The sequence below is a fragment of the Streptomyces sp. S063 genome (genome assembly GCF_002832675.1).
Classification (GTDB): Bacteria; Actinomycetota; Actinomycetes; order Streptomycetales; family Streptomycetaceae; genus Streptomyces; species Streptomyces sindenensis.
Window position 1 is genome coordinate 4255063 of the sequence record NZ_CP021707.1, and the last position, 25704, is coordinate 4280766.

General features: G+C 70.5%; 25 protein-coding genes and 1 pseudogene. 6 read left to right on the top strand and 20 right to left on the bottom strand.

The window, feature by feature from the left end; all coding sequences use genetic code 11:
• Window positions 1-92: 92 nt before the first annotated feature.
• Window positions 93-671, bottom strand: coding sequence for a TetR/AcrR family transcriptional regulator (locus CCZ36_RS19650; protein WP_069735447.1), 579 nt, complete (start codon window positions 669-671; stop codon window positions 93-95).
• Between the two features lie 91 nt (window positions 672-762).
• Between CCZ36_RS19650 and CCZ36_RS19655 the strand changes: the two genes are divergently transcribed.
• Complete coding sequence (locus CCZ36_RS19655; RefSeq protein ID WP_069735446.1) at window positions 763-1209, top strand: anthrone oxygenase family protein; 447 nt, start codon at window positions 763-765, stop codon at window positions 1207-1209.
• Window positions 1210-1245: 36 nt separating this feature from the next.
• Here CCZ36_RS19655 and CCZ36_RS19660 read toward each other — a convergent pair whose 3' ends face one another.
• A complete protein-coding gene (locus tag CCZ36_RS19660; protein ID WP_069735445.1) occupies window positions 1246-1710 on the bottom strand; it encodes a MarR family winged helix-turn-helix transcriptional regulator in 465 nt (154 codons plus the stop codon).
• Between the two features lie 158 nt (window positions 1711-1868).
• Between CCZ36_RS19660 and CCZ36_RS19665 the strand changes: the two are divergent.
• A pseudogene (locus tag CCZ36_RS19665) lies at window positions 1869-2123 on the top strand (GNAT family N-acetyltransferase); the annotation flags it as partial.
• A gap of 286 nt (window positions 2124-2409) precedes the next feature.
• Here the strand turns inward: CCZ36_RS19665 and CCZ36_RS19675 are convergent.
• The 5 genes from CCZ36_RS19675 to CCZ36_RS19695 all read right to left on the bottom strand — a co-directional run bounded on the left by CCZ36_RS19675 (window position 2410) and on the right by CCZ36_RS19695 (window position 6607).
• Complete coding sequence (locus tag CCZ36_RS19675; protein WP_237302706.1) at window positions 2410-3396, bottom strand: tetratricopeptide repeat protein; 987 nt, start codon at window positions 3394-3396, stop codon at window positions 2410-2412.
• Between the two features lie 20 nt (window positions 3397-3416).
• Window positions 3417-4445: a MarR family transcriptional regulator gene (locus tag CCZ36_RS19680; RefSeq protein ID WP_128818245.1), complete on the bottom strand. Its 1029-nt coding sequence runs from the start codon at window positions 4443-4445 to the stop codon at window positions 3417-3419.
• 552 nt (window positions 4446-4997) lie between these two features.
• On the bottom strand, window positions 4998-5849 hold the full coding sequence (locus tag CCZ36_RS19685) for a helix-turn-helix domain-containing protein (protein ID WP_069735440.1): 852 nt from the start codon (window positions 5847-5849) through the stop codon (window positions 4998-5000).
• A gap of 16 nt (window positions 5850-5865) precedes the next feature.
• Window positions 5866-6381 (bottom strand): DUF6879 family protein, encoded by a 516-nt coding sequence (locus CCZ36_RS19690; RefSeq protein ID WP_069735439.1) that lies wholly within the window; start codon window positions 6379-6381, stop codon window positions 5866-5868.
• Entirely contained in the window at window positions 6353-6607 is a 255-nt protein-coding gene (locus CCZ36_RS19695) for a hypothetical protein (protein WP_128818246.1), read from the bottom strand. The genes CCZ36_RS19690 and CCZ36_RS19695 overlap by 29 nt, the downstream gene beginning before the upstream one ends.
• A 201-nt stretch (window positions 6608-6808) precedes the next feature.
• Here CCZ36_RS19695 and CCZ36_RS19700 point away from each other — a divergent pair, with 201 nt between their 5' ends.
• Both CCZ36_RS19700 and CCZ36_RS19705 read left to right on the top strand, forming a co-directional pair.
• Window positions 6809-7018, top strand: a complete 210-nt coding sequence (locus CCZ36_RS19700; protein ID WP_069735608.1) for a hypothetical protein — start codon at window positions 6809-6811, stop codon at window positions 7016-7018.
• 272 nt (window positions 7019-7290) lie between these two features.
• Window positions 7291-8430, top strand: coding sequence for a methyltransferase domain-containing protein (locus CCZ36_RS19705; protein ID WP_128818247.1), 1140 nt, complete (start codon window positions 7291-7293; stop codon window positions 8428-8430).
• Here the strand turns inward: CCZ36_RS19705 and CCZ36_RS19710 are convergent.
• The 6 genes from CCZ36_RS19710 to CCZ36_RS19735 all read right to left on the bottom strand — a co-directional run bounded on the left by CCZ36_RS19710 (window position 8372) and on the right by CCZ36_RS19735 (window position 15011).
• Window positions 8372-8566: a hypothetical protein gene (locus CCZ36_RS19710; RefSeq protein ID WP_128818248.1), complete on the bottom strand. Its 195-nt coding sequence runs from the start codon at window positions 8564-8566 to the stop codon at window positions 8372-8374. The two genes, CCZ36_RS19705 and CCZ36_RS19710, sit on opposite strands and share 59 nt — an antisense overlap.
• A 253-nt stretch (window positions 8567-8819) precedes the next feature.
• Entirely contained in the window at window positions 8820-9398 is a 579-nt protein-coding gene (locus tag CCZ36_RS19715) for a DUF417 family protein (protein ID WP_128818249.1), read from the bottom strand.
• A 600-nt stretch (window positions 9399-9998) separates the two neighbouring features.
• The gene (locus tag CCZ36_RS19720) at window positions 9999-11429 is read right to left on the bottom strand and encodes a GH1 family beta-glucosidase (protein ID WP_128818250.1); all 1431 of its coding nucleotides are present in this window, start codon (window positions 11427-11429) and stop codon (window positions 9999-10001) included.
• Window positions 11430-11489: 60 nt separating this feature from the next.
• A complete protein-coding gene (locus CCZ36_RS19725) occupies window positions 11490-12404 on the bottom strand; it encodes a carbohydrate ABC transporter permease (protein WP_006126515.1) in 915 nt (304 codons plus the stop codon).
• On the bottom strand, window positions 12401-13381 hold the full coding sequence (locus CCZ36_RS19730; protein WP_069740913.1) for a carbohydrate ABC transporter permease: 981 nt from the start codon (window positions 13379-13381) through the stop codon (window positions 12401-12403). The genes CCZ36_RS19725 and CCZ36_RS19730 overlap by 4 nt, the downstream gene beginning before the upstream one ends.
• A 325-nt stretch (window positions 13382-13706) precedes the next feature.
• The gene (locus tag CCZ36_RS19735) at window positions 13707-15011 is read right to left on the bottom strand and encodes an ABC transporter substrate-binding protein (protein WP_069735433.1); all 1305 of its coding nucleotides are present in this window, start codon (window positions 15009-15011) and stop codon (window positions 13707-13709) included.
• Between the two features lie 235 nt (window positions 15012-15246).
• Between CCZ36_RS19735 and CCZ36_RS19740 the strand changes: the two genes are divergently transcribed.
• Complete coding sequence (locus CCZ36_RS19740; protein ID WP_128818251.1) at window positions 15247-18072, top strand: glycosyl hydrolase; 2826 nt, start codon at window positions 15247-15249, stop codon at window positions 18070-18072.
• Window positions 18073-18193: 121 nt separating this feature from the next.
• Here CCZ36_RS19740 and CCZ36_RS19745 read toward each other — a convergent pair whose 3' ends face one another.
• The 3 genes from CCZ36_RS19745 to CCZ36_RS19755 form a co-directional block, all read right to left on the bottom strand.
• Complete coding sequence (locus tag CCZ36_RS19745; protein ID WP_128818252.1) at window positions 18194-19237, bottom strand: LacI family DNA-binding transcriptional regulator; 1044 nt, start codon at window positions 19235-19237, stop codon at window positions 18194-18196.
• 429 nt (window positions 19238-19666) lie between these two features.
• Window positions 19667-20020, bottom strand: coding sequence for a PRC-barrel domain-containing protein (locus CCZ36_RS19750; RefSeq protein ID WP_128818253.1), 354 nt, complete (start codon window positions 20018-20020; stop codon window positions 19667-19669).
• 162 nt (window positions 20021-20182) lie between these two features.
• Window positions 20183-20353, bottom strand: coding sequence for a DUF5670 family protein (locus tag CCZ36_RS19755; RefSeq protein WP_010071635.1), 171 nt, complete (start codon window positions 20351-20353; stop codon window positions 20183-20185).
• A gap of 278 nt (window positions 20354-20631) precedes the next feature.
• Here CCZ36_RS19755 and CCZ36_RS19760 point away from each other — a divergent pair, with 278 nt between their 5' ends.
• The gene (locus CCZ36_RS19760) at window positions 20632-21243 is read left to right on the top strand and encodes a Uma2 family endonuclease (RefSeq protein ID WP_069735428.1); all 612 of its coding nucleotides are present in this window, start codon (window positions 20632-20634) and stop codon (window positions 21241-21243) included.
• Between the two features lie 12 nt (window positions 21244-21255).
• On the opposite strand, the gene CCZ36_RS19765 is transcribed toward CCZ36_RS19760, so the two are convergent.
• The 4 genes from CCZ36_RS19765 to CCZ36_RS19780 form a co-directional block, all read right to left on the bottom strand.
• Window positions 21256-21876: an NADPH-dependent F420 reductase gene (locus CCZ36_RS19765; protein WP_069735427.1), complete on the bottom strand. Its 621-nt coding sequence runs from the start codon at window positions 21874-21876 to the stop codon at window positions 21256-21258.
• Window positions 21877-22085: 209 nt separating this feature from the next.
• Window positions 22086-23657 (bottom strand): PTS transporter subunit EIIC, encoded by a 1572-nt coding sequence (locus tag CCZ36_RS19770; protein WP_128818254.1) that lies wholly within the window; start codon window positions 23655-23657, stop codon window positions 22086-22088.
• 49 nt (window positions 23658-23706) lie between these two features.
• Complete coding sequence (murQ, locus tag CCZ36_RS19775; protein WP_128818255.1) at window positions 23707-24714, bottom strand: N-acetylmuramic acid 6-phosphate etherase; 1008 nt, start codon at window positions 24712-24714, stop codon at window positions 23707-23709.
• Between the two features lie 69 nt (window positions 24715-24783).
• Window positions 24784-25701, bottom strand: a complete 918-nt coding sequence (locus tag CCZ36_RS19780; RefSeq protein ID WP_069735424.1) for a MurR/RpiR family transcriptional regulator — start codon at window positions 25699-25701, stop codon at window positions 24784-24786.
• Between the last annotated feature and the right edge of the window lie 3 nt (window positions 25702-25704).

Here is a 25704-nt window from a genome sequence, read left to right on the forward strand (position 1 = left end):
AGTCCCGGCGTTTTCCCGAACAGCCCCGCCGGTTCCCCGAACAGTTCCCCTCCGGGGCGTGACGGGCAGTCGGTGTACGTGCACGGGGACGGTCAGAGCACGGCGAGCCGTTCCACCAGGAGATCCAGTCGCTCCCCCGCGCCCTCCGGCAGGAGCCGCCCCGCCCGGGTCAGGGTGGCCAGCCCGTGCAGGGCCGACCAGAAGAGTTCGGTGAACAGCGCCGGGTGCACGCCCTCCCCGGCGACCTCGCCGAGGGTCTCCAGCAGCGCGGCGAAGGCGTCCTTCAGCGGTTCCGGGGTGTCCTCGCGCGCGAAGGCCAGGCCGCCGTCGAGCTGGAACAGGGCGTCGTAGACCGCAGGGTTCCGCTCGGCGAACTCCAGGTACGCGTGGGCGAGGGCGGCGACCCGGGTGCGGCGGCCGTCCGCGCCCGAGCTGGCGGCCCGCAGCGCCGAAGCCATCTCGGTGGCGCCTTCGAGCGCGACCGCGCCGATGATCTCGCGCTTGCCGCGGAAGTGGCTGTAGAGGACGGGCTGGCTGTATTCGATGCGCTCGGCGAGCCGGCGCGTGGTGACCGCGTCCCACCCCTGCTGGTCGGCGAGTTCGCGAGCCGTCGCCACGATGAGGCGCTCGCGGTTCGCCCGTTCCCGTTCCTTGCGTTCCTGGACCGACATGTACCGACCCTAGCATCGCTAGACAATCAAGCGGCAGCAGGTCTAGCGTTGCACCATCATCTAGCATCGCTAGATTCCGAGAGGGGTCATCATGCTCGACGTACTTGAGGTCGTCACCACCGTGATCGTCGGACTGCTGGTGGGGGTGGAGTTCTCCGTCGCCTTTGTCATCAACCGGATCCTGGACGCGCTGCCCGACGACAGTGCTCAGCGCGGGCGAAGCCACGGGGGCCGGATGCTTGGGGCGGTGATGCCGTTCTGGTACATCGGTTCACTCGTCCTGAGCGCGATCTGGGCCGTGGCCGGGTGGGGCGAGCCGGGCGCGGGGCTGGTCGTCGCGGCGGGCGCGCTGTTGCTCCTCGGCGTGCTCATGTCGCTTCTGCTGCTCGTCCCGATCAACGACCGGGGTAAGACGTGGACCTCGGAGAACCGGCCCGAGGACTGGAAAGAGCAGATGAACCGCTGGGACCGCTACCACTACGCGCGCGTGGCCGTCCTCATCGGCGCCTTCGCGTCGCTGGTCGCGGCCCTCGCCTGAGGCGGGCCCGGCACCGCCGCCTCCTCCCGGCCGCCCCTACCGGTCGGCGCTGAGCTTCCCGGCGATCCGGCCCAGCGTGGCGAGCTCCTCCGGTGTCAGGCGGTCGACGAAGTGCCGCCGTACGGAGGTGACATGGGAGGGCGCGGCGTCCCGTAGCACGTCCCAGCCCGCCGAGGTCAGGACGAGGAGGCAGCCCCGGCCGTCGGTGGGGTCGGGGGCGCGGCGGATGAGTCCGCGTGCCTCCATGCGGGAGGCGTGCCGGGACAGGCGACTGCGCGACCAGCCCATCTTGGCGGCCTGTTCGTGCAGCGTGCTGGTGCCGTCCTCGCGCTCGGACAGGGTGCTGAGCACCTCGTAGTCCGGCTCGGACAGGCCGAGTGCGGCCAGGTCCTGTGCGACGCCGACCTGGACGGCGGTCACCATGCGGAGGTACGCCCGCCAGGCGCGGTCCTCGTCGGGGGTGAGCCAGTCGACCGGGGGAGCCGTCTCGTTCGTTGACATGTAACCAACCTACCGGCTTATTTCATTTCTATGACAACGAAACGGTTGCGCGTCCTCGTTCTGGTCTGCAGTACCCGCCCCAACGCGCTCGGCCCCGCCGTGGGGCAGTGGCTGACCGACGTGCTCGCACCCGGCGCCAAGCTCCTCGGCGCAGACCTGTCCGCACCCGCCGCACCGGCACCGACCTCCACGTGGGACGCCTGGCCGTCGCCGCCCCCGACCTGCGGGGGCAGGGCGTGGGCCGCTGGCTGCTGCGCCTGGCCGAGTCGGCGGGGGAGGGGTGCGGCCGCATCGTCCTGTCGACCGGCGCGGCCAGCCACCGCAACATCGCGCTGTACCAGCGGCAGGGGTACGCACTGCTGCCCGAGACGCAGGAGGCCGGCGCGGTGGATCTGGCGAAGGCGGTGGCGTGAGCGCACGCCGTCACCGGCGCGATCTGCGACGACGCCGGGTCGGGCACACCGTCACCCGCCCATGGTCCGGAGTCCGGCGTCAACAAGGACCCCTGCCCCGGCGAGAGCGAAGGCGCCACCGATCACTCTGCATGTGACGACACTGGCGGGCCACGACCGGTAGGCGTAGGACATCGCCTGGAACCGTTCGGCCGCCCCTCGGACGTTTGCGGCCAGGAGCCCCCCGCCCACGAGCGCGACGCCACCCCACATCAGCTCGAACATCTGACTGTTCACGACTACCCGTTCAGCTTTCCTGGATTCGGTGGGCCTCGGCAACCAGTCCCGGAGGGAGTTGCGGTCCTGCGCACGCGTAGTCGATCAGCAGGTTCCGGTAGGCGGTGTCGGCGAGCGAGGGGGCCAGGGCGATCAGGGCCGTGAGGTCGTCGGCCGAGCCGACGAGGCGTGTCCGGTAGGCAGCGCTCGCCGCGCGCAGGGTGGCTTCGCGAGGTTCGTGCTGCAGGCCCTGTTCGACGAGGCTCGCGGCTGCGGCGAAGTCGCCCTGCTCGGCACGCAGGTCTGCCAGGTCCAGGTAGAGGGACCAGTTGCCGGGCTCCAGGAGCAGGGCGCGTTCGAAGGACGCGGCAGCCTGATCCAGGTTGCCCATCGCGCGCCAGGTGGCCGCTCGCGCGAGCGCTGTCCACATGACCGGATCGACGGCGTCCGCACGGTCGCACAGGGCGAAGGACAGTTCGTACCGGCCGCAGGCCCGGGGCAGCCGGGCCATGGCGGCCAGCGACTCCGGTGCCGGGTCCCGTTCGGACACCACGTCGAGGGCATGGAACCAGGGCGCGAACCGCTCCCGCATCGCGTCGGTGTCCAGGTCACGACCGTAGTCCAACGTCCGCAGACACGCCTCGGCCAGCGCCGCAGCACTCACCGCACCGAGAAACCGCGCATCGCCGAACCAGGGTGCGGCACCCCAGGCGACGTCGGGCCGCACACCCGTGACCGAACCGAGGGCCATCACCGCGTTGTCCATGTCCCCTTCGAGGAACAGGAAGTACGCCTGCGCCGGCACGGTACTCAAGGAGCCGTCCTCTGCGAGGCTCTCCCGCAGGCCGTCCGGGCGGAGGCCCTGCCACAACGCCGCGAGGGCCACATAGGGCTCCGGAGCCGCCGGCGCGGAGGCTATCACCCCCACCAGAAGCTCCACGGCACCCACGGGGCTCCCGCCGCAGTGCGCCATCACACCCGCGAGACTGACTCCCGCTGCTACTGACTGATTGGCCATCGCCAGAGAGTACCCGCACCTCAGACGGGTTTGAGGAGGTTGCGGAGGTTGGCCATGTGGGCTTTGACGGCGGCGATCTGGGTGGGGTCGGGGGGTGTGGTGTTGTCCTGGGCGGTGTGGGTTTGGTGGCAGGGGTGGCAGAGGCCGTCGGGGAGGGCTTCGGGCTGTCCGGGGCGGCCGCAGTCGGTGCATTCGACGAGGAGGCGGTGGGTGGGGGTGGGGGCGTCGGGTGGGGTGCTTGTGGTGGTCGGCAGGTGTGGGGGCAGTTTGTCGGTGAGGCGGCGGCGGAGGAGTCCGACGGGGGAGTCGACCTGTGCGGGGAGTCCGGCGGTGAGGGTGCTGGTGAGGTAGTCGGTGGTGACGCCTCGGTCGAGCCATTGCGCTGCGAGGGGTTCGAGGGCGGTGCAGTCGTGGGCGGAGAGGGCCAGGCGGTGGTCGTCGCGGCCGAGGCGGGCGAGGGCGAGGTAGGCGGGGGTGGGGGCGGCTTCCCGGGTCGGCTGCGCGGGCGGCGCTGACTCGGCGTCCGGGGCCTGGTGCGGGGTGCGTTGGGGCGGTACGGCGGCGGGGGCCGGGGGCTCCGCAGGTGCTGCGAGATCTGGTGAGGCGGGTGCTTCCGGCGTGGCAGCGGGCGCTGCGGTCTGGGCGGCGGTTTCGGTGGCGAGGTAGGCGGTCCACCACTCGTTGTCGCGGGCGGTGCGGGACCAGAAGGTTCGGAAGACCCAGCGGGTTTCGTCGCCAGCGCCGACCGAACACCGTACGCGCCGCAGATGTCCGGCGACGGAGAGGGCGTTGAGGGCGGTGGAGATGGCCTGCTGCCCGTAGAGGGGGAGCTGCTTGGCCAGGTGCTTCACGCTCATCGCGGCACCGTCGGGGAGGTGGTCGACGAATCCGGCGACGTACCGCTCACGGGTCGGCAGCAAGGCGAAGTTGTCACGCGTGCGGCGCTGTTGGTCGGGTGCGGTGCGTTTGCCGTAGCCGGGTTTGGCCATCGGGTACGCGGCGGAGACTGCGGGGACGGGCAGGGCGGAGCTAATGTGCTGTGTAGCCACGGGATCGTCCTTCTAGGGTGCTGGATCTTGTGGTGAGACCCCGGCTCGGTCTGCGAAACCGTGTCGGGGTCGTTCAGTTCTCGCACCGTAAGCGGCGGTCACGCTGCGCCGCAAGCTGTCACGATTAGTCATACCAACTGGCCGTGACGGGGTGGGGAGGTGGGGGAGGTTTTCCCAACCACCCTCTTCTACCCCCGGGTTAAAGAAGGAGCTCGGACCCCGGGTCTCGCATCCCGACGCCCGAAATCCCGGGTCCCGAGCTTCGGGCCGGAGCCCCGTTCACGTACCCCCGGAAGAGTGACCTGCCCGTCCCCGAAGCCCGGGCCTCGCGGCCCGGGACCCGAGTTTCGAGGCCTTCGCCGTGTCCTTGTCCAGGGCGGTGCGCAGCCTCTTGATGCTTTCCTGCGCGAGATGGTCATCGGCGACGCGGATCGCATGGCGGGTTCGACCTCTGGTCGGGAGGACGCACATTCCTTGCCCACAGGGACGGGCTTCAGAGAGCTTCCCGGAAGGGACGAGGCGCTCCAGGGCTGGCGACCGACGTGGCACCGATCAGGAGTCGAGAGCCGTGAGGGCCCTCGCGATGATCTCACGGGCCGCCTGCCCCCGCACGGCGTGTTCGGAGAGCCGATCGAATGCCTGGGTGTACAGCTCCACTTGGCTTGATTGAACAAGGGTCTGGGCAGCGTCCAGTGTGTCGGCGTGGACCCGCATTTTGTCGAACATGGTGAAGGTGGGCATCGGCCATACGGTCCGCTCGGCGGCGAAGGGGATGATGCCCACGGCGACCCTGGGCAGGGCCATGGCGGCCAGCAGGTGTCCGTACTGGGCGGCCATCGTCTCGACGTCGGCGACGCGGTACCGCAGGACCGACTCTTCCAGCACGATCAAAAGCCGGCGATTGCCCTCCCGGATGACCCGGTTGCGGTTCATGCGGGCCGCTACGGCCTCGCTCACGTCGTTCTTGGTTTCCCGGAAAGCCGCGATGGACGAAAGCAGAGCCGTGGCGTACTCAGGTGTCTGGAGGAACCCGGGGATCACGTCGGAGCAATAGGCGCGAAAGAGCTTGGTGCGGTCGTACAGGGACGTCCCGCTCTCCTGCAAACGTCGCAGGCCGGTCCCCTGGAGTCGTCTCCACTGGACGTACGCCTCCGCCGACTGCCGGTTGGCCGCCGCCAGGTCGTCCGCCTGCTCAGAGGCCCCACATGCGGCGCACCAGGCCCGGATATCGGCGTCCGACGGGGGTGTTCGGGCGTTCTCGATCCGTGAGGACTTCGACTCGTGCCACCCGCAGCGAACGGCCAGTTCGCGCCCTGAAATGCCGGCGTCCAGACGTATCTCCCGGAGGCGAGCAGCCAGAGCCTCGCGCGCCTCCTGGACGTTGGGGGAGGGGTGTTGGGGCAACGAACTGGCCGTTCTCTCAGATCGTGAACTGTTTGTGTGAGGTGGCGAGTGACCAGACGCTTTCGAACGCTGAGCGGCACAGCTCCACAACCGCAGGCTCGTCCGTGATCTCGTCCTCCACCACGGCACCGTCACCCGAAAAGTGGTGAACCCGCAACAAGGTGCCGTCGAACAGCCAGAAGTCGTTTCCCGGCAGCGCGATGCCGGTTGCCAGCCTCCTCGGCAACCATCGGACTTCTTCGCCTGCTGCCACGTTGGCGTGGGTGACGTAGTGCTCCCAGCGGATGTACTCGCTCACCGGCTCCGAAACGATTCGAGCCCTCCTGATGGTGACACCACGAGCCACGGTGTCAGAGATCAGTTGATCGTACGGATGCCACCAAGCGTCCCTGTCCGTCCAGTCGATGCGCTCTCCCCGCCGCCACGCCTCGAAACGTTCCGTGGAAGCGTAGGAGTCGCGCATCTCCAAGTGGACGGCGGATCGCTGGCACCTGCCCAGCAGCTCACCGAAGCTGGGAACGCTCGACGGCATCACAAGCCTCCCTGATCATCGGGATCATCCGGGCCGGAATCCGGATGATCGCTTCCGTGTCCGGCACCGAGCCGTTCGCCGGACTGGTCGCCTCGCACTGGGCATGAGTCTCCGCGTTGGGCTTCCAGCCCTGGAAGAGGACTTCCTGAGACTCCGTGTCGGCCCAGACGGTCGGGCAGTGGTCGCGGTCGGTGTTGGGGTCGATTCCCACGAACTCTACGGACATGCTGGCCTCCCGGCTCAGAGAGTTTGCTCAGACTTGCGTAAGCCCTACCCACCTGCACTGATGCATCAACTTCGTTTCACATGCAGAAAATTGGTGTGCAAACTCATGCAAGGAAGTTGAGTCCCGGTGAGCGCGGTCCCTAGCGTCTTTGCAGAGCCCGACCAGGCTCTCCCGCCACACCCGTTCACAGCCAGGGGAGAAATGACGACGCGCCATAAGACGACGCAGGAGGCACCGGTAGACCTGCCGGTGGGATTCAACGCATGGTTGCTGGACTGCGCTCCCGCTCCGGGCTGTGCGACCTGCCGGACCGAGTGGCGAAGCCTCAAGGAGGCCGAGGAGACCGGGGAGATCTGGCAGGCCGCCGACCACGCCACGAAGATCCGCGACCACGCTTCGGGGAGCCACTGATGCCGATGGATATGCATACCTACCGTGACGGCACCGTGCACTTCCGTGCCGCGACCACCACTTTCCGGCGTGGCGGATGACCTGCCTCCTCTCGGCTTGGGCCCTCGTCGACCAGTCAGTTGCATAGATCAGAGGAGATGGACGATGACCAGTACCCACGTTCCGGTTGAGGCCGGGAAGCACGGTGGGTCCCCGTCGGACAGGCCGTGGACGCCGCCGCAGGAGCCGAAGCCGTCGCCGGACGGCAGCCGTCCCCAGTTCGTGCCGCAGTCGTGAGCGGCGCGCGCGAGGCACCTTCGTACGCGGACCTGGTCCAGGATCTTGCTGATCGTGGGTTGCTCACTGGTCGTTGGCGGGAGGTGTTCGATGCTGTGCCGCGTAGCCGGTTCGTGCCGGCCGAGGTGTGGCGGCAGCTCCCGGACCGTTGTGAGCCGGTGGTGGGGGTGGATGCCTGGCTTGCGTTGGTGAACAGTGATGAGCCGGTGGTGACGCAGCTCGACGACGGGGTCGGGGGCGGGCCTGGTGTGGCGACGTCGTCGAACTCGATGCCGTCGATGGTGGCCCGGATGCTCGGGCTGCTCGACGTCCTAGACGGGCAGCGGGTGTTGGAGATCGGGACCGGCACCGGGTACGTGTCAGCGTTGCTGTGCGAGCGTCTCGGGGATGATCTGGTCCACAGCGTGGAGCTGGATCCGGTCGTGGCGCGGCAGGCGGCCGAGGCCCTGGCCCGGTCCGGGTACCGGCCGCACCTGCGGGTCGGGGACGGCGAGCGGCCGTGGCCCGGCCTGGGGCTGGTGGACCGGCTGATCGCCACCTGCGCGTTGCGGTACGTCCCGTACGCGCTGCTGCGGCAGGTCCGGCCCGGCGGGGTCGTCGTGGCCCCGCTGGCCCGGGAGTTCTGGTGCGGTGCCCTGGTCCAGCTCCATGTCCAGGACGACGGCACCGCGTCCGGCCCGTTCCGCGGCGGGGCGACGTACATGCCGATGCGCGGCCACCGTGTGCCCGACCTCCACGACGTACACGGGAAGGGGCGGGCGCGTGCGGCCGGTCTGGACCCCGCCCAGGTCCTCGACCTCGGGTTCGCCCTGTACGCGGGCGCGCGGCTTCCCGGTGTCCGGCTGATCCACCAGAACACCGGCGAGGGTGCCCAGGTGTGGGTGACTCGCGAGAACGGGAGTGCCGCGACGGCCGCCACGGGGGAGGAGGTGTGGCAGTACGGGCCCGGGTTCCTCTGGGAGGAGATCGAGCAGACCTGGTGGGAGTACGAAACGGAGGGCCGGCCCGACGCCGACCAGTTCGGGCTGACCGTCACCGACCGGGGCCAGCACGTATGGCTGCGCGACCCGAGCGAGGTCATCCGGCCTGCCAGAGTCCGGCTTGCGCGTCCCGGCGTCGGACGACCCGGGGGGTGACCTCGTCGCGCTTGGTCGACCAGTTCGTGACGATCGGCTTGTCCACCGTGGGCGCGTCGGGCAGCTCGACCTCGGCCGGGTTCGGGTGGTCCACGCCGACGGCCAGGGCGGAGGGGGTGGCGAGGCACGAGCGCATGGTGAACTCCAACGGCGGCCGATGCGGCCCTCCGGGCTGACATCGACGCCGTCAGGGGCGGCTCCATCCCGAAATGAACCTGCGTAGGTCCAGGTTCTGCTTCAGCGAATCCGTTCCATCGAAGAGTCGATCATTTTCGCCACATCGCAGCTCACGGTGCTTGTTCCGGCCCGGTGACCGCTACCGCTCCCCGTTCGTACACCCGGCACACATCCAGGTCGCCGAGCCTGGCGAACAGCAGCGGCTTCGCGTCTCAGCCCCACCCGTCCGACCTCCGGGACCGGCGGCCGTCCCCGTGGCTCCACTCATGTGCGGCCACGACCAGGCAGACGGCCACCAGTACCACGTTCTTGACGACGTACTGCCCCTCCATCGTCGGGGCGGGCGAGTGGGGTTGCCACATCGCGTCCGGGAGGAGGAAGAGGGTCGAGAACACGCCGCCCATGTGGAGGAAGAACGCGACGAGCGCGGGGCGCAGCAGGCGGCGGCCGGCTATCAGGCCGATGCCGATGGCCGTCTCGAGAGCTGCGAGGGAGAGCAGCAGCACGGTCTCCGGGACGAGGCCCAGGGTCATCTTCGTGGCTGCGTCCACGGCCAGCTGCTCCGCCGGGCTGGCCGAGGGGAACAGCTTCAGCACGCCGAAGCCGACGAAGACGAGGCCGACCGTCGCCCGCAGCAGAGTGAGGGCGTGGGTATCGACCAGCTCGGCGAGCCGTCGAGGGAACCGAGGGCCGGGCGGTCGGTGCGTTCGGTCCAACTCGCGCTCGCTTAGCGGACCTTCAGGGCCTTCGCCGGCCGGGGGCAGGCTCGGCTCTACGGTGTGGCTGCTCATGTGCGATCTCCCGTGATGTCTGTGGGGGTGGGAAAACGTGCATGGATGGGCCCGCGCGGCTCGTCGGGCGCCCGGGGAATGGGGGAGTGGGGGGATGGGGGCGGGGAGGGGGACGCGTTGCTGGGCGTCGGGGCCGGCGCAGATCAGTGCGCGCCTTGAAGCGGGGCTGGGTCGGCACGTGATCGACGTGCCCGGATCACCCTCACCGCTTGGTCTAGACCATACGGATCGGGGTTGGCAGGTCGTCAAGGGGCGCGTGTCGCGGCACCCGTCGCAAGGGGCGCATTCGCGCCATGTTGCTTCAACGGATGCAAGCGGTTGCTCGCACGGTCGTCGTACGGGGGCGGGGTGCGACCTCTGCGAGGCCCGGCAGGGTCCACCCTCGGCTCACCGGTGCGGATGGGCTTTTCGGTCACCCCACGCCCCGCTGCTCATCACGGCCGCTTCTCGCCCCACCCTCCGTGATTCCCTTCGCATTCCCCCGTATCCCCGATCTTCCATCCGGCCGAAAGCCGTCCGGCCGAATCCGGGAGGAATCAGCTGCCGTACGCCGAAGGGTCCCGGGGCGCGTACACCCCGGGACCCTTCGACGCGTTGGGATCAGCCCCGCTCCAGCCCACCCCGCCCGATCACCTCCGCGTACCACCGCGCGCTGTCCTTCACCGTCCGGCGCTGCGACGCGAAGTCCACGTGCACGATGCCGAACCGCTTGCTGTAGCCGTACGCCCACTCGAAGTTGTCCAGCAGCGACCAGAGGAAGTAGCCCCGTACGTCGACCCCGTCCTCGATCGCCCGGTGCACCGCCCCCAGGTGCCCGTCCAGGTACGCCACCCGCTCCGGGTCGTGCACATCGCCCTCCGGGTCCGCGTAGTCGTCGTACGCCGCCCCGTTCTCCGTCACCAGCACTGGCACGGTCGGGAGTTCGTCGCGCAGGCGGGTCAGCAGTTCGTACAGGCCGTCCGCGTCCACCGGCCAGTCCATCGCCGTGCGCGGGCCCGCCGCCGGGGTGAACGCCACATGCTGCTCCGCGCCCGCCCACGGGGACGGGGACTCCGACGTACCCGCCGAAACCACGCTCGGCGAGTAGTAGTTGATGCCCAGCGAGTCGATCGGCGTCGACGTGATTTCCAGGTCGCCGTCCTTCACGAACGACCAGTCCGTCACCGCCGCCGTGTCCGCCACCAGGTCCTGGGGCAGCCGCCCGTGGAACACCGGTTCCAGGAAGATCCGGTTCGCCACCGCGTCGATCCGGCGCACCGCGTCCCGGTCCGCCTCGGTGTCCGTCAGCGGGCGCAGGGCGTGGAGGTTCAGGGTGAGGGAGATCTCCGCCGTGTCCGGGAGGCGGTCCCGCAGGATCCTCGCACCCGCTCCGTGCGCCAGGTTCAGGTGGTGGGCGGCGCGCAGGGCCGCCAGGTCGCTGGTACGGCCCGGGGCATGGACCCCGTTTCCGTATCCGAGAAACGCCGCGCACCAGGGCTCGTTGAGCGTCGTCCACGTCGACACCCGGTCGCCCAGCGCCCCCGCCACCAGGCCCGCGTACTCCGCGAACCGGTGCGCCGTGTCCCGCTCCGGCCAGCCGCCCGCGTCCTCCAGCTCCTGCGGCAGGTCCCAGTGGTAGAGCGTCGCCACCGGTCTGATCCCGGCCGCCAGCAGCTCGTCCACCAGGCGGCGGTAGAAGTCCAGGCCGCGCTCCACCGCCGGGCCCCGGCCGGTCGGCTGGACCCGGGGCCAGGAGACCGAGAACCGGTAGTCCGTGACGCCCAGTTCCTTCATCAGGCGTACGTCGTCCGGCATCCGGTGCAGATGGTCGGCGGCGATGTCACCGGTGTCGCCGTTGCGCACCTTGCCGGGCGTCCGGCTGAACGTGTCCCAGATGGACGGCGTACGGCCGTCCTCGGCGGCCCCGCCCTCGATCTGGTACGCGGCGGTCGCCGTGCCCCACCGGAATCCGGCCGGGAAGCGGAGCACCGTACCGGTCTCGGGTCGGGCGCCGGGGGAGGTCGCCGGGCGGGCTTCATCGACAGCGGTCATGAGACGGACACTCCAGAGTGAGGGGAGGAGGGGGAGAGGAGGAGGGGGCGGCTGCTCGGGTCAGCCCTTCACCGCGCCCTGCATGATGCCGCCGACGATCTGCCGGCCCAGCAGGCCGAAGACCAGCAGCACCGGCAGCGTGCCGAGCAGCGTGCCGGCCATGATCACCGACTGGTCGTTGACGTAACCGCCGCCGAGCTGACGCAGTGCGACCTGCACGGTCGGCTCCTGTGAGGACAGCGCGATGATCGGCCAGAAGAAGTCGTTCCATGCCGTCATGAACGTGAGCATCCCGAGTACCGCCATCCCCGGCCGGGCGATCGGGATCACGATCGACCAGAAGATGCGCGCGGTGGACGCGCCGTCCACCCGGGCCGCCTCGATCAGCTCGTCCGGCAGCGACTGCACCAGGTACTGGCGCATGAAGAAGACCCCGAAGGCCGAGACCAGGCCCGGCAGGATCACTGCCTGGAGCTGGTTCACCCACTGGAGTTCGGCGATCAGCATGAACAGCGGGATCACCCCGAGCTGCGGCGGGATCATCATCGTCCCGATCGTCAGCGTCAGCAGCGCGTTGCGGCCCTTGAACTTCAGCTTGGCGAAGGCGAATCCGGCCAGCGTGCAGCACAGGACGGTGCCGATCGTGATCGACCCGGACACGATCAGCGAGTTCAGCAGCGCCTTGCCGATGTCCGCCTCTTCGAGGACCTGCTCGAAGTTCTTGATCAGGTTCGGGCCCGGCAGCAGGCTCGGCGGGACCTTCGCCATGTCCGCGTTGGACCGGCTGGCCGTGACGATCGTCCAGTAGAACGGGAACGCCGAGATGAGGAGGGCGAAGCCGAGGATCAGGTAGGAGAGCCAGCCGCCCTTCATCGTGCGGCCCGCGCCTCCCTTGCCGATGCGCCTGCCCGACGGCGGGGTCTGCGGCGGGTCGCCCTTCTCGGGCGCGGTCGGCGGTGCGGCGAGCGCGGTCATCGGCCGGCCTCCTTGCGTGCGCGGCGGCGCGCGATCAGGGCGTTGACCCCGACGAGCACCACGATGAGGACGAACATCACCCAGGCGATGGCCGCGGCCCGGCCCAGGTGGAAGAAGCCCCAGCCCTGCTCGTACATGTACAGGCCGAGGGTCTGGTACTGGTGCGAGATACCGCCCGAGATCGACCCCTCGAACAGCAGCGGCTCACCGAAGAGCTGCGTCGCGCCGATCGTCGAGATGATGACGGTGAAGACGATCGTGGGGCGCAGACCGGGCAGCGTGACGTGGAGGAACTGCCGCCAGCGCGAGGCCCCGTCCATCTCCGCTGCCTCGTACAGCTCGTGCGGGATCGACTGCATCCCCGCCAGGTAGATCAGCGCGTTGTATCCCGTCCACCGCCAGATCACGATCGTCGACACCGCGATCTGCGAGGCCACCGTGCCCGTCTGCCAGTCCACCGGGTCGAATCCGACCAGGCCGATCACATAGTTGATCAGCCCGAAGTCCTTGCCGAAGAGCTGCGCGAAGACGAGCGTCGCGGCGGCCACGGAGGTCGCGTACGGGAGCAGGATCGCGGTCCGGATGAAGGTCCGGCCGCGCAGCTTGTAGTTGAGCAGGTGCGCGAGGCCCAACGCCATCGCGAGCTGCGGGACCGTCGACAGCACGCCGATCGTGAACGTGTTGCGCAGCGAGGTCCAGAAGTACTCGTCGGTGAACAGCGCCGTGTAGTTGGCGATGCCCCGCCACTCCATCTCGCCGCTCGTCTGGAGCTCGACCCGGTAGAGCGAGACGAACGCGGTGTAGAGGAGCGGGAAGAGGCCGAAGGCCAGGAAGAGCGTGAAGAAGGGGGCGATGTAGGCGTACGGGGAGGCTTTACGCCAGGTGCGCCGGAGCGCGGCGCCCCGGCCGTCGTCGGGGCCGGGCCCGGTTCCGGCGGGGCTGTGGGGCCCGGCCTTCGCGGTGGCGGTGAGGGACACGGTGCGGCCCTTCGGGATCGGGGGCGGGAGAGGCGGGAGTTACGGGTGGCGAGGAGTTACGGGGAGCGCGGGCGGGTCTTGGCCGGCGGGCCCGTCCCGCCTGTGGGTCAGCGGTGCGGGGGTGGGCGCGGGTGTCGGTGGCCCCGCGCCCTGCGTCGGTTGTGCGGGCCCCGTCGGGCCCGTCCCTCCCGCTCAGCGGTACGGGGCCGGGGCCGGTCCGCCCGCGCGCTGCGGGGGCGGACCGGCCCGGGTGGGGAGCTGGGCGGCGCGTCCCGGCGTCAGCCGGTCAGGTCGCCCCGGGGAAGAGGGACAGCGCGTGCCGGCGTCAGCCGATCACGTTGTCCACGCCCTTCTTCGCCGTCCCCCACGCCTTCTCCGACGACGTCCCCTTGCGCTCGACCTCGCTCAGCGCGTTCGTGATCTGCTGCATCACGTTCTGGTCGTGCACACCCAGCACCTGGACCGGGGCCTCCTTGGCCGCGTCACCGAAGATCTGGCCGATCGGCGCGCCCGAGAAGTACTCGTCCTTCGCGTCCGCGATCTTCTCGATGGCACCCGTCGAGGACGGGAAGTTGCCCTGCTTCTGGAAGACCTTCGCCTGCTGCTCGGGGGCGGTCAGCCACTCGATCAGCTTGTACGCCTCCTCCTTGTGCTTGGCCGCACGCGGGATGGAGAGGTACGAGCCGCCCCAGTTGCCCGCGCCGCCGGGCAGCTTGGCGATGTCCCACTTGCCCTGGCCGCCGTCGCCGGCCTGGCCCTTGATGTAGCCGAGCATCCACGCCGGGCAGGGGATGGTGGCGAAGGAGCCGGCGGCGAACGCCTGGTTCCACTGCGGGGACCACTGGTCGAGCTTGGCGCTCAGGCCCGCCTCGGCCGCCTCCACGGAGGTGTCCCAGGCTTCCTTGACCGCCGGGTTCTTGTCGTAGATCAGCTCGCCGGAGGCGTCGTAGTAGCGCTCCTCCTCCTGGCCGATCATGATCCCGTAGAGCGAGCCGACGCTGTCCAGCCAGGCGCTCTTGGCGGGGGCCTTCTTCTTGTACTCCTTGCCCAGCTCCAGGTAGCCGTCCCACGTGGCCCACTTCTTGGCCAGCTCCTCGCGGTCCGTGGGCAGCCCGGCCTCCTTGAAGAGGTCCGTGCGGTAGCACATCGCCTCGGGGCCGACGTCCGTGCCGAGGCCGAGGATCTTGCCGTCCTTGGTGGTCGCCGCCGACCACTTGGCCTCGGCGAACTCGCCCTTGAGCTTGTCGGCCCCGAACTCCTTCAGGTCCTGGAACTTGTCGGACTGCTGCTGGGTGACCGACGCGATACGGCCCACCTCCACGCCCTGCACGTCCGCCAGGCCGCCGCCGCCGGCCAGCCGGGTCTGGAGCGACTTCCAGTAGTCCGCCTCGTCCTGGGTGTCGCTCTGCTTGATCGTGATGTTCGGGTTGAGCTTCTGGTACTCCTCGTAGAGCCCGGCCTCCTTGAAGCCGAAGGACCCGAAGAGGTCGACGTTGAGCGTGACCTTCCCGCCCGCGCCGTCGGAGGAGTCCGACGAGTCGCTGGATCCACAGGCGGCGAGGAGGGCCCCGGCGAGGACGACCGCGCCGAGGCGGGCGGTGGCTCTCTTGGCGGCTCGGGCGATGGGCATGGGAAGCCTCCCTTGGCTTCGGGATGAACCGAGCGCCTTGAGAGCGCTCTCAAAACCTGCGTCTGGAGCGTCCCCCACCGCCCCCGCCCCGTCAAGACTCGAACGCATAACAGCTTGGGGTTGCATCGGGTCGTCTCCCAACTGCCTCCTGTGTGCGTTCTCTTGACACTCACGTTTCAGGAGTTTTACGTTCCTTGGCACTTGAGAGCGCTCTCGAACGCGCTCTTCGCCCCCCATGATCGAGGTGCTGCTCGTGCTGACCTCCCTCTCCGGACTCGCTTCCCGAGTCACCCCCAGACCCGCGGCCGCGACGCTCCTCGCGATCGCCGTGGCCGCCGTGGGCCTGGGCCCCGCCGCTTCCCCCGCTGCCGCCGCCACCATCCCCGCCGGCGCCGGCAGCTACACCGACGCGCGCCCGGCCGGCACCCAGGGGCCGACCTCCAACACCGGGGCGCCCGTCACCCCGAAGATCACCTCCGCCGTGCGGGACAAGCCGGTCCCGACCAACGACTGGTGGTCCTCGCTGGCCTTCCAGCGCTACGGCGACAACCCGTACAGCACCCCCATGTACGGGCACCCGCTCACGTACCAGGCCAAGGCCTCCGGCCTGGAGGTCGGCTACCCGACGACGCCCGCGATCGTCGGCGACGGCCGCCAGTACGAGTACGCCCACAAGGCCGACCTCACCGTCGGGCTCTCCGGGCTGAACTCACCCGACACCAAGGCCGACGCCTGGTCCGACTGGACGGTCACGCCCTACTGGGCCGACGGATCGCGCACCTTCCGGGCCACCATCGGCCACGGCATGCCCTTCGTGTACGCCAAGGGCTCCGGCGGCGACGCCCGGATCACGACCGCCTCCGCGCCCACCGTCTTCTCCGACCAGGGCAACGTCCTCGGCATCACCGTCGCCGGTCACCACTACGCGCTCTTCGCGCCGACCGGCAGCGACTGGAACATCTCCGGTTCCACGATCACCGCCGGCCTGGGCTCCAAGGACTACTTCTCGCTCGCCGTGCTGCCCTCCACGGACGCGCTCGCCACCTACCGCAAGTACGCCTTCAGCTTCGTCACCGGCTCCCAGGTGGCCTGGCAGACCACCGGCGGCAACGTGCGGGCGACCTACAGCCTGACCACCGAGGCCAAGGAGGGCACCGAGCGCGGCACGCTCCAGGCCCTCTACCGCCACCAGTGGCTGCACACGGCCGACGCGCTGACCCCGTACACATACGTATCGCCGCGCGGCACGATGAAGGTGCGCGAGTCCGCCACCTTCACCACCAGCCAGAAGAACAACGGCGTCGTGCCCGCGCTGCCCGCGTCCAGCGGCGTCGACAGGGCCCGGCTGACCGGCTATCTCAACGAGGTCGCGAACGCCTCCGACCCGTTCTCGGGGGCCACCGACACCTACTGGACGGGCAAGGCGCTCGGCCGCCTCGCCCAGCTGGTGCCCGTCGCCGACCAGATCGGCCAGACCGCCACTCGCGACAAGCTCCTCGGCCTGATGAAGGGCCGGCTCCAGGAGTGGTTCACGGCGGGCGGGGCCAGCGAATTCAGCTTCGACAGGAACTGGAAGACCCTCACCGGGTACCCGGCCTCGTACGGCAGCGACACCGAGCTCAACGACCACCACTTCCACTACAGCTACTACGTCTACGCGGCGGCGATCATCGCCCAGTACGACCAGGCCTGGGCGGCCGACTCGGCCTGGGGCACGATGATCAAGCACCTGATCCGGGACACCGCCAACCCCAGCCGCACCGACTCCGCCTACCCCTTCCTGCGCGGCTTCGACGTGTACGCGGGCCACAGCTGGGCCTCCGGCCACCAGGGCTTCGCTGCGGGCAACAACCAGGAGTCGTCCTCGGAGTCCATCAACCTCAGCGCCGGTCTGGTGCTCTGGGGCTCGGCCACGGGTGACACCGCCCTGCGGGACCTCGGCAGCTATCTGCTGACCACCGAGTCCGAGGCGATCACCCAGTACTGGTTCGACGCCTCGCAGCAGGTCTTCCCCGCCTCCTTCGGCCACGACACGGTCGGCATGGTCTGGGGCAGCGGTGGCGCGTACTCCACCTGGTGGACCGCCAACCCGGAGGAGATCCACGGCATCAACGTCCTTCCGGTGACCGGCGGTTCGCTGCACCTCGCCCGCGAGAAGGCCGCCGTCAAGCGGAACATCGCCGAGATGGAGCGCGAGAACGGCGGGCCCGCCCAGGAGTGGCGCGACCTCCTCTGGGAGTTCGAGTCGCTGGCCGACCCGGCGGCCGCGAAGGCCAAGTGGGACGGCGTGAACGGCAATTACGAGCCGGAGCAGGGCGAGTCCAGGGCGCACACCTACCACTGGATCAACACCCTCGCGGCGGTGGGCGCCCCCGACATGACGGTCAGCGGTGACATCCCGACCTCCGCCGTCTTCTCCAAGAACGGGACGCGCACCTACACCGCTCACAACCACGGCTCCAGCGCCCGTACGGTGACCTTCTCCGACGGCAAGACCCTGTCCGTGCCCGCCCGTTCGACGGCCACGAGCACCGGTCCCGGCGGCACCGACCCGGACCCGGAGGAGCCGGGGGAGCCGGGCAACGGGAACACCTTCCGACTCAAGACCGGCGGCGTCCTCACCACCGCCACCACCGACCCGGCGGGCGCGGACACCATCGCCTCGGCCGACGGCGTCAACCGGGACGGCACCCCCTACCGGCCGACCGTCTACGAGGTGAAGAGGGTCAACGGCAAGGTCACCGCCGGGGCCGCCACCGCGTTCCGCCTCCGGGTGGACGCGGGCGCCAAGGTCGGGCTCGCCCCGCAGGTCCGGGTCAGCTACGACCTGACCGGCGACGGCACGTTCGACCGGGCCGAGACCTTCCGCTACTTCGCGACCGACCCGGTCAACGGGTGGGAGGAGTACACGCAGGCGGCCGGCGTCAAGGCGTCCACCGGAAGCCTCGGCGAGCTGAAGAACGGCACGGTCCGGCTGGAGATCTGGAACGCGCTCGGCAACGGCACGTCCCAGGTGCAGACCGGCACGGACGCGGCGGTGCTGCGCATTCCGTACCAGTGACCGTCGCCGGTCAGCGGCCGGTCGACGATCGGCCGCTGACCGGTGTGCGGTGATCTGTACCGGGCGACCACTGGGGGACGGCCGGTACGGGTGACACAGGGCGCGGCGGGTCTCCGGTTCCTCAGGCGGAGGCCCGCCGTACCAGCGTGACCGGGGTGATCACCGACTCCGGGACGTCCCCGCTGCCCGTACGCTCCCGGTCCAGGGCGCGCAGCAGCAGGCGGGCCATCAGCCGCCCCTGCCCCTCGATCTCCTGGCCGACGGTCGTCAGCGGCGGATCGGTCTCCGAGGCCACCGAGTCCATGTCGTCGAAGCCCACCAGCGCCACCTGCTCCGGCACGGAGATCCCCCGCTCGCGCAGGACCCGCAGCGCGCCCGAGGCCATCAGGTCGTTGGCGGCGAACACCGCGTCCAGGTCGGGCCGCCGCTCCAGCAGCTCCGCCATCGCCCGGGCCCCGCTCTCCACGGTGAACGCCCCGTTCGCGACGAGCGTCGGGTCCACGTCCAGCAGCACGTCCCGGTAGCCGTCCAGCCGGTCCATCGCGGAGGTCTGGTCGGCGGGCCCGGCGATGTGCGCGATGCGTCGGCGCCCCAGGTCCCGCAGGTACTGCACGGCCAGCCGCGCCCCGCCCCGGTTGTCCGCGTCCACGTACGGGACGGCCTGGTCGCCCGGGTCGGCGGTCCAGCTGGGCCGTCCGCCGTACACCGCCGGGATGCCCGCCCGCCGGGTCATCGCGGGGACCGGGTCGTCGGTGTGCAGCGAGAAGGCGAGCGCCCCGTCGACATGCCCGCCGGCCAGATACCGGGCGATCCGGTCGAAGTCCCCGGGCCCCTCCACCAGCAGCAGGACGAGCTGGGTGTCGTGGGCGGTGAGCTCCTTGCTTATGCCCCGGATCTGCTGGGAGAAGAAGGGGTCCGAGAAGAACCGGGTCTCCGGCTCCGCGATGACCACGGCCACCGCGCCGGTGCGCCGCGTGACGAGGGTCCGCGCCGCGTGGTTCGGGATGTAGCCCAGCTCGTCGACGGCCTTGAGCACCTTGTCCACGAGCGGCTTGCGGACGCCGTCGCCCCCGTTGACGACCCGGGAGGCGGTGGCCCGCGACACCCCCGCGCGTGCCGCGACGGCTTCCAGGGTGGGCCGGGACCCGGGGGACTGCTCGGGCAAGGCGGTCGCTCCTTGTCGACGGGGCGGCGATACGCGGGCCGGTGCGTGCGTCTGCGCGTACGTGTGCGTGATGCGTGCTCGGTGTCGTCGCCGGATCGTCTACAGCCTAGCGCCGGGCGCCGACAGCGTTGAGAGCGCTCCCAGGAGCTGTGCTCGCTACGCTGCTCCGATGGCCGGGGATTCCTGGCGGCTGGGCTGCCGGTGGGCCGGGCGGCGCCCCCGGAGGAGGGCGAGTCCCCGCGGAACCCGTGGCCGAACTGGCGGGACGGCGACCCGGAGAAGGGGTGGCCGGAGCCCGCCGCCGCGGCCCGGGTGCCGTTCTGGTCGGACCTGGCGGGCCGAGGGCTCAGGGCGCACGTACGAGGCGGCGGGGCCGACCCCTCCTCGGGGCCGGGCCCGCCGCCGCTCGGGGGCGTACGCCGGTGTCCGTCACATGATCCGGTACGCCAGGTAGTACGCGGACAGTTGCTCGTGGTAGGCCGGGTCCTCGGTCTGCCGTTGGCGGTCGAACTCCGGGGAGTTCTTGACCTGTTCCCTGGTGAGCTCGACGTGGACCTTCCGGTCCTCCGGGTCGATGCGCTTCACCGTGCCGGCGGGCAACAGGACGTGCTTGCCGAAGATCCAGACCCCGGTGTCGACGAGCAGGCAGGCCGATCCCACCTTGTCGGAATGCTTGTCGACCTTTCCGATACTGCCGTCGGTCGCCTCGACCGAATAGCCGGTCAGATCGATTCCCGCGGTATGCCCGCACGAGGGCTGATAGCCCCACAGGGAGTCGCTCATTGTGGCTCCTTTCTTAAAGGTCGGCCGGGCCATTCCTTCCGGTGTTCTCGCCGACTTTCTTCCGGCGATCTTTCGGCTTTGCCGCGGCGGATCATCGACGCTTCGCCGATGTCTCCGCCGGACTTCGTGTGCCCGGGGTGAGGCGGCTTACACCCGCTGCGGCTACCAGCGGTACCACCGGCCCCGTCGGCCGCCACTCGCGGCGGGGCGGACGAAGAACCCTATGAGCCAGAGCACCAGGACGATCACGGCTATCCACCAGAGAGCCTTGACCGCGAATCCGGCACCGAAGAGAACCAGGGCGAGCAGAAGAACGAGAAGCAGGGGAACCATGATTATCAACCTCCGGAAATTCAGGTTCCCGCTTACGCTTTTCCTACACGCATGGATTCCCGGGGAATTTTTGTCCGTGGGCCGGGTGACAGGAAAGGCGGAGTCGAGGGACGGAGAAGAGACGGTGTCCGAAGAGGTGCAGGGGCGCCGGCACCGGGCGGCGAGGCCGTGCTGCCTGCGCGCGGCCACTCGTTCGTGGGACGCTGTGAGGGAACGGCCGACGGCCGTGAAACCCCGATCTAGCCTGCTCGGCAAGGCCACGGAAGAAGGGACCCGCGATGACCGCAGCGTTTGTCGAGAACGGCCAGGCATCGGATGGGCGCGCGTGGGACTACCTCCTGCAGACATGGCGTGAGCTGGACGTGCCCGAGGGGTGGCGCGCCGAGATCGATGAGGGGCAGATCGCTTTGGTACCGCCGCCGCACGCACACCACAACGGGATCGCCGAAGCGGTCCAGCGCCGCCTCTACCGGGGGCTGCCTGATGGACTGGGGATCTACCAGACCCTCGGCATCCACATCGCGCCGCTCGGCAAGCTGTACGTCCCCGATCTGGTCGTCATGCCCACGGAGCTGATCGCCGCCGCCGATCCGGAGGCCAGCGACCCGATGGACGCCTCGGAGGCGATGCTCGTCGTGGAGATCACCTCGCGCGGCAACGCCCGGGAGGACCGCACCAAGAAGTACCGCGCGTACGCCCGGGCCGGCGTCCCGATGTATCTGCTGATCGACCGGTTCGACACCCGGGGGCCGATGGTCACCCTGTTCACCGAGCCGAACGAGGACGGCACCTTCAAGCACACGGACGCGGTGCCGTTCGGCAAACCGCTGACGGTGCCGTCCCCGTTCGACGCACAGCTGCCGACGGAGGAGTTCCCGGGCGCTTCGTGAGCCGTCCGGCGACTACGGCCGGGTGACCACCTTGATGTTGAAGGTGTGGGAGTCCACCCCGCCCGCGATCCCCATGAACAGGAACGCGAAGTGCTCCTGGCCGCGCGCGGTCGTGATGCCGCCGATGTCCAGCTGGGAGGAGGCCGGCCAGCCGAGGTCCGTGAGCAGCCGGCCCGTGGTGGCCTTGGCCTCGGGGTCGTCGCCGGAGAGGAAGACCGTGCCGGGCTCGGTGAGTTCGCCCGGGGCGACCATGGTGGTCGAGTCCATCGTGCAGAGCGTCTTGACGACGGGGGTCAGGGGGAAGGCCTCCTGGATCAGTTCGCCCAGGCTGCTGTTGGGGTGGGTGAGGGCGCTGAAGTCGTCGGAGAGGCCGACCCCGACGTCGATCAGCAGGGTGCCGGCCAGCGCCGGGGCCCCGATCGAGCGGAGCAGGTCCACGGAGACGCCCCCGGGCGTCGCGTTCACCAGGACCTCCGCGTGTGCGGCCGTCTCGTCGAGGCCCGCGACGGGCAGGCCGAGGTCGGTCCGTTCCTTCGGATGACGCGATCCGAGGAGGACGTCGTGCCCTGCGGCGCGCCAGCCGTTGGCCAGGGCGCGGGCGACGTTTCCGGTGCCGAGCAGTCCGATTCGCATGAGGACGACGCTAGGCGGCGGGGCGCCCGGGGCGGATCGGGCCGGAGACCGGGATGGAGCGGCCCTTGAGGTGTAGGCCGTAGGACGCGGGACGCGGGACGCGGGACGCGGGACGTGGGACGGAGGGCGTGGTCCGGAAATGCCCCGGCCCGCCGCCCCAGGGGTGGGGCGGCGGGCCGGGAACACGCAGAGCGGGCTCGGGCCGGAGGTCAGACCCCCGCCGGGGTCTTCGCCGGGGAGCCCGGGTCCGTGCCGCCGGAGTCCGGTCCGCCGGAGGGGCCGGGCGTGGTCGCCGGGGCCGGGCCGCCCGTCGCCGCGACCGTGGACGGGGTCGGCTCCTGGGAGACGTTGAATTCGGCCAGCAGGTCCTTGCCGAAGCCGAAGAAGTACGTGGCCAGGAACCCGGCGACATAGCCCACCAGCAGGCCGCCCGCGTAGATCGCGATCGTCGAGCCCAGGCCGTGGTTGCCGTCCAGGAGCGGGAACAGGGCCCAGCCGGACGGGCCGATCGCCGTCGAGCCGACCGTGTCGCCGAGCTGGTTGAACAGGCCGACGAAGCCGCCGCCGAACGCCCCGCCCACGCACGCCGTGATGAACGGGCGGCCCAGCGGGAGCGATACGCCGTAGATCAGGGGCTCGCCGACGCCGAGCAGACCCGCCGGGAGCGCCGACTTGATCGTGCGGCGGATCGACTCGTTGCGGGGGAGGCGGAAGTAGACCGCCATCGCCGCACCGACCTGGCCCGCCCCGGCCATCGCCAGGATCGGGAGCAGGACCGTGTAGCCCTGCTGCTCGATGAGGGTCGTGTGGATCGGGATCAGCGCCTGGTGCAGGCCCAGCATGACGAGGGGGAGGAACAGGCCGCCGAGGACGAAGCCCGCGCCCGCGCCGCCGTTGGAGAGCAGCCAGTCGGCGAACGTGCCGATCGCGGAGGAGATCTCCCCGGCCACGAACATCAGGCCGAAGATCGTCACCAGACCGGAGATCAGGACCGTCAGGGTCGGGGTGACCAGGACGTCCAGCGCCTCCGGCACCCACCGGCGGCACCACTTCTCCACGTACACCGCGAGCACCGCCGCGCCCAGCGCGCCGAGCACACCGCCCTGGCCCGGCGAGAGCGTCTGGCCGAAGGCGTCGATGTTCGCGACGCCCGGGAAGACGATGATCGCCGCCACCGCACCGCCCAGGATCGGCGTACCGCCGAACTCCTTCGCCGTGTTGTAGCCCACGAACACCGCGATCAGCGCCATGAAGCCCGACGCCATCGCCGCCAGCGCGGGCGTCACGGCGGGCAGCCACTGAAGGTTCACCAGCAGACCGTTGAGGCCCGCGATGATCCCGCAGCCGATGAGCGCCGGGATCAGCGGCACGAAGATGTTGGCGATCTTCCGCAGGAACAGCTTGAAGGGGGTCGCGTTCTTCGCCTTCCGCTGGGCCTTGATCGCCGCGCCCTGCGCCGCCAGATCGTCGGCGGAGACGGCGGCCGGACCACCGGGGCCGGGGGCCGGGGCGGCCTCGCGGTCCTCCTCGACCAGCTGCTCGAACTCCGGCGTGACCCGGGCGACCGTGCCCGGGCCCAGCACGATCTGGTACGTGTCGTCCTCGACGACGCCCATCACGGCGGGCAGGGCCTTGAGCGCCTCGTCGTCGACGAGGGACCGGTCGTGCAGCCCGAGGCGGAGCCGGGTCATGCAGTGGGCGATGGAGGCGACGTTCGCGGCCCCGCCGACGAGCGGCAGGATCGCGGCCGCGGAGGCGCGGTTCTTGTCTTCAGTGGCCATGGTGCTGGTGCCTTGCTGTGCGGGGGGTGGGGCGGGGTACCCGGGTGGGTCAGGTGGTGCGTACGGCCGCGAGCGCGGCGCGGAGGTGGCCGTCGGACTCGGTGAGGAGCCGGGCGGCGGTGGGGCCGTCGACCTGGCCGAGGATGACCAGGATCGCGTTCTTGACCTCGCCGTCGGTGGCGGCGAGGGCGGCCTCGATCGCGGTGTCGGACGCGCCGGTGGCCAGCGAGACGATGTGCCGGGAGCGGGCCCGCAGCTTCTCGTTGGAAGCGCGGACGTCGACCATGAGATTCCCGTACGTCTTGCCGAGCCGGATCATCGTGACCGTCGAGATCATGTTGAGGACCAGCTTCTGCGCCGTGCCCGCCTTCAGCCGGGTCGAGCCGGTGAGCAGCTCGGGGCCGGTGACGACCTCCAGGCCGTGTTCGGCCGCCGCCGCGAGCGCCGAGTCCGCGTTGCAGGACAGGCCGATCGTCAGGGCCCCCCGCGCGCGGGCGTGCTCGACCGCGCCGATCGCGTACGGGGTGCGGCCGGAGGCGGAGATGCCGACCACCGTGTCGTCGGCGGTCAGCTTCAGGGCGTCCAGGTCGGCGGCGGCCAGCTCCTTGCTGTCCTCCGCGCCCTCGACGGCCGTGACCATGGCGGAGGGGCCGCCCGCGATCAGGCCGACGACCTCGGCCGGGTCGGTGTTGAAGGTGGGCGGGCACTCGCTGGCGTCCAGCACCCCGAGCCGGCCCGCCGTGCCCGCGCCCGCGTAGATCAGTCGGCCGCCGCGCGCCATGCGCTCGGCGGTGGCGTCGATGGCCGCGGCGATCTGCGGCAGCCGCTCGGCGACGGCGGCCGGGACCGTGGCGTCCTCGCCGTTCATGATCCGCGCGATCTCCTCGGTGGACAGCCGGTCGATCTCGGCCAGTTCGGGGCGGAACGCCTCGGTGGTGAGGGTGGCCAGCTGGGCACGGAGCTCGCCGTACGTCCCGGGGGTGCCGGAGGTGCCGGGGGTGCCGGAGGTGCCGGGGGTGCCGGAGGTGTCGGTGTTCGCGTCGGTGGTGGAGGTCATGAGGTGCGGCTCAGCTTTCTCGGGGTGCTCGGTCTCGTACGCGTACGGGGGTGGGGCGGCCGGGGGCGGTCAGCGGGTGCGCGGGGTGTGGCGGTGGGCCAGCGCCTCGTAGGAGGCGGCCAGGGCGGGTGCGGCGGTCTCGTACGTCCGCTGCGCGACGCCTATGAACAGGCAGTCGACGACGAGCAGTTGGCTCGTCCGGCTGGACATGGCGGCGGGGCGCAGCTCGCTCTCGCGCGCGGTGGACGTGGTCAGCACATGGTCCGCGTACTGCGACACGGGCCCGTCGGGCCGCCCGGTGATCGCGATCGTCGTCGCCCCGTGGTCGAAGGCGACCCGCAGCGGCTCGATCACATCGCCCGTGGATCCGGAGTGCGTGATCGCGATGGCCACGTCGCCGCTGCGCAACTGCACGGCGTTGGTCACCGCGAGGTGCGGGTCCATGTGGGCGTGGGCGATCAGCCCGATCCGGAGGAGCTTCTGCGCCAGGTCCTGGCCGACCAGGGAGGACGCCCCGACGCCGTAGATGTCGATGCGGCGGGCGGTCGACGCGGCGGCGACGGCCGCCCCCAGCTGTACGGTGTCGAGCCCGGCGGCGGTGTCGGCGAGGGTCTGCTGCTCGTCGTAGGCGAGCTTGGCGACCACGTCGGCGATCGGGTCGTCCACCGCGATGTCGGCGGTGACGGCGGGGGCCCGGCCCGACTCCTGGTGCGCTGCGAGACCGGCCAGCGCGAGGCGCAGGTCCCGGTAGCCGGGGTAGCCGAGGAGGCGGGCGGTGCGGACGACGGTGGCTTCACTGGTGCCGGTGCGCTCGGCGAGACCGGTGACGGTGAGGGCGGCGCAGCCGGCCGGGTCGCCCGCCACGGCTTCGGCGACCAGCTGCATCGAGCGGGTCATGGAGGGGGCGAGGGTCCGGACCTTGGCGGCGAGGGCCGCGGGCGCCGGCGGCGAGTCGCTGCTGAAACTTTCCTTCACGTCACTGGTCACATC